Origin of the sequence: Mesorhizobium sp. M2A.F.Ca.ET.067.02.1.1, from assembly GCF_004023285.1 — a bacterium.
Classification (GTDB): Bacteria; Pseudomonadota; Alphaproteobacteria; order Rhizobiales; family Rhizobiaceae; genus Mesorhizobium.
This window is the reverse complement of the sequence record NZ_RZSB01000812.1, coordinates 1-2,551: the sequence shown is the minus strand read 5'-3', so window position 1 is coordinate 2,551 and position 2,551 is coordinate 1. Positions and strand designations below refer to the sequence as shown.

Below are 2,551 nucleotides of genomic sequence, written 5' to 3'. Positions count from 1 at the left end.
TCCGAGACGCGGCCGACGCAGAGATAGGCGATCGGCGTGACATGCTCCGGGATCGACAGAAGCCGCTTCAGCGCCTCCATCTCGATGATGCTCACCCAGCCGACGCCGACGCCTTCGGCGCGTGCCGCCAGCCAGAAATTCTGCACCGCGCAGACGGTGCTGTAGAGATCCATCTCCGGATTGTGCCAGCGCCCGAGCGGCGAGTCCTTCGAGCGCTGCCGGTCGCAGGTGATGCAAAGATTGAGCGCGCTTTCGCAGATGCCTTCGAGTTTCAGCTTCCGGTAGAGCGCCTGCCGTTCCGCCTCGATCGCCGGCAATTCCTGCTCGCGCGCGGCGAGGAACAGGTCGCGCACCTGTCTGCGCCGCTCGGCATCACGGATGACGATGAAATTCCACGGCTGCATGTAGCCAACAGACGGCGCATGGTGCGCGGCGGTGAGAAGCCGCGCCAGCACACAGTCATCCAGATTGTCGGGTACAAAATGGCTGCGCACGTCGCGCCTGGTGAACATCGCCCGGTACACCGCGTCGCGCGCCAATTGGTCAAAGTCGTCGCCACACGCGGCGATCGCTGCTGCCGTCATCGCTTTTCCCCTTGCGACAAGCAGTCCCCCGCCTGACCAAGCGGAAAACCATGTCTGCCGGGCCGGTCTTCTGGCTCGGGATCGTCCCGCTCCGGCGCCTTCCCGTCATCGACAGTGGCATTTGCCGGCGCGGTCCCCCTCACAGCGTTGGGCACGCCACGGAATAAAACCGTGTTCCCGATTCTCCCGCGTCGCGGGCACCAGGCAGCGGGACGACCTTACCGCGAAGTTCGGCACCCGCCAATGGCGCGGACGACATGGGCTGGCGCAATTTCCCCAGCCATTCGGCTTTTCAAACATGGTCATTACGGCCGCGGGTGCCTAGATTAGGCGCCATGGCCACCCGTCTCTACACGCACTCAATCTTCCTCGAACACCTCACGCCGCCCGGCCACCCCGAGCGGCCCGACCGCCTGCGCGCCATCGAGCGCGTGCTGGACGACGAGGCGTTTTCGGCGCTCGACCGCGTCAAGGCGCCGGAAGGCGATGAGAAAACCATCCTCTATGCGCACCCCGAGACTTTCGTCGAGCGCGTGCGTGCGGCGATCCCTCGGACCGGCATCGTCTCGATCGATGCCGACACCAGCGCCAGCCCGAAAAGCTGGCAGGCCGCGGTGACGGCGATCGGCGCGGCCAACGCGGCGGTCGACGACGTCTTCGAGGGCCGCGCCTCAAATGTCTTCGTCGCCGCCCGCCCGCCGGGACATCATGCCGAAAAGGCTACGGCGATGGGTTTCTGCCTGTTCAACACGGCGGCCATCGCCGCCCGCTATGCGCAGAAGAAGCATCAGGCCGAGCGCGTCGCCATCGTCGATTGGGACGTCCATCATGGCAACGGCACGCAGGACATCTTTTGGGACGACCCGTCGGTGCTCTACTGCTCGACCCACCAGATGCCGCTCTACCCGGGCACCGGGGCGAAGAGCGAGACCGGCGCCGGCAACATCGTCAACGCGCCGCTCGCGCCGCGGACCGGCAGCGACATGTTCCGCGACGCCTTCCTGTCGCGCGTGCTGCCGTCGATCGATGCGTTCGCGCCGGACCTGATCATCATTTCTGCCGGCTTCGACGCGCATCACCGCGATCCGCTGGCCGAGATCAATCTGACCGAGGACGATTTCGACTGGGCGACCGGCCAGTTGATGGAACGCGCCGGCCGCCACAGCTCCAACAGGCTCGTCAGCCTGCTGGAAGGCGGCTACGATCTGCAGGGACTGGCATTTTCAGTCGCCGCCCATGTCGGGCGGCTGATGAAGGGATAGGGTATGGCAGTGGAAGGCAATGAGGACGTCAAGACGATGAGCTTCGAACAGGCGCTCGACGCGCTGGAGAAGATCGTTGATGACCTGGAGCGCGGCGACGTGCCGCTCGACCAGTCGATCAAGATCTATGAGCGCGGCGAGGCGCTGAAGGCGCATTGCGACCGGCTGCTCAAGGCGGCCGAGGACAAGGTCGAGAAGATCAGGCTGTCGCGCGACGGCAAGCCGGTGGGCACGGAGCCGCTCGACGCGGAATAGTTTGGGTGGCAGAGCAAGCAGGTAAGGAGTTCAAGCCATGTGCCGCAACATCAAGACCCTGGCCAATTTCGAGCCGCCGGCGACCAATGACGAGGTGCATGACGCAGCGCTGCAATTTGTGCGCAAGCTGAGCGGCTCGACCAAGCCGTCCAAGCGCAACGAGCATGCTTTCTATCACGCCGTGGAGGCGATTGCGGCCGCCGCGCGCGAATTGATCGATTCGCTCGAAACCAGCCAGGAACCGCGCAATCGCGAGGAAGAGGCCGCCAAGGCGAAGGCCAGGTCGGCGCTGCTTTTCGCCTGAGGGAACATCATGAGCTTTTTTCCGGGAAACGACCCTGAACCAGGCGACGCTTTCGCCTGCGACCAGATCGAGCTGATGGTCATCCCCAACGCCAAGGATATCGGCGGGGTCGAGGGGCGCCGCGCCCTGCCGCCGGCAAAGCGTCG

4 protein-coding genes and 1 riboswitch are annotated in these 2,551 nt (G+C 65.0%); of the genes, 3 read left to right on the top strand and 1 reads right to left on the bottom strand.

Annotation, left to right across the window (positions count from 1 at the left end; translation table 11 throughout):
- Positions 1 to 584: 5,6-dimethylbenzimidazole synthase (gene bluB, locus EOA28_RS32150; protein ID WP_128315677.1), on the bottom strand; the 584-nt coding region annotated here is incomplete at its 3' end.
- Positions 585 to 626: 42 nt separating this feature from the next.
- A riboswitch (cobalamin riboswitch) is annotated at positions 627 to 804 on the bottom strand.
- Between the two features lie 115 nt (positions 805 to 919).
- On the opposite strand from bluB, the gene EOA28_RS32145 reads away from it, so the two are divergent.
- From EOA28_RS32145 to EOA28_RS32135, 3 genes are read left to right on the top strand one after another with little or no spacing between them, the layout of a single operon-like run.
- Positions 920 to 1,846 (top strand): histone deacetylase family protein, encoded by a 927-nt coding sequence (locus EOA28_RS32145; RefSeq protein WP_127251362.1) that lies wholly within the window; start codon positions 920 to 922, stop codon positions 1,844 to 1,846.
- Between the two features lie 3 nt (positions 1,847 to 1,849).
- Entirely contained in the window at positions 1,850 to 2,101 is a 252-nt protein-coding gene (locus EOA28_RS32140; protein ID WP_127251363.1) for an exodeoxyribonuclease VII small subunit, read from the top strand.
- A gap of 37 nt (positions 2,102 to 2,138) precedes the next feature.
- The gene (locus EOA28_RS32135) at positions 2,139 to 2,405 is read left to right on the top strand and encodes a DUF2277 family protein (protein ID WP_127251364.1); all 267 of its coding nucleotides are present in this window, start codon (positions 2,139 to 2,141) and stop codon (positions 2,403 to 2,405) included.
- Positions 2,406 to 2,551: the final 146 nt, after the last annotated feature.

What these genes read in the sequence shown, in the direction of transcription:
- EOA28_RS32145 (WP_127251362.1), top strand. Translation starts at nt 920, where the DNA reads ATGGCCACCCGTCTCTACACGCACTCAATCTTCCTCGAACACCTCACG.
- EOA28_RS32140 (WP_127251363.1), top strand. Translation starts at nt 1,850, where the DNA reads ATGGCAGTGGAAGGCAATGAGGACGTCAAGACGATGAGCTTCGAACAG.
- EOA28_RS32135 (WP_127251364.1), top strand. Translation starts at nt 2,139, where the DNA reads ATGTGCCGCAACATCAAGACCCTGGCCAATTTCGAGCCGCCGGCGACC.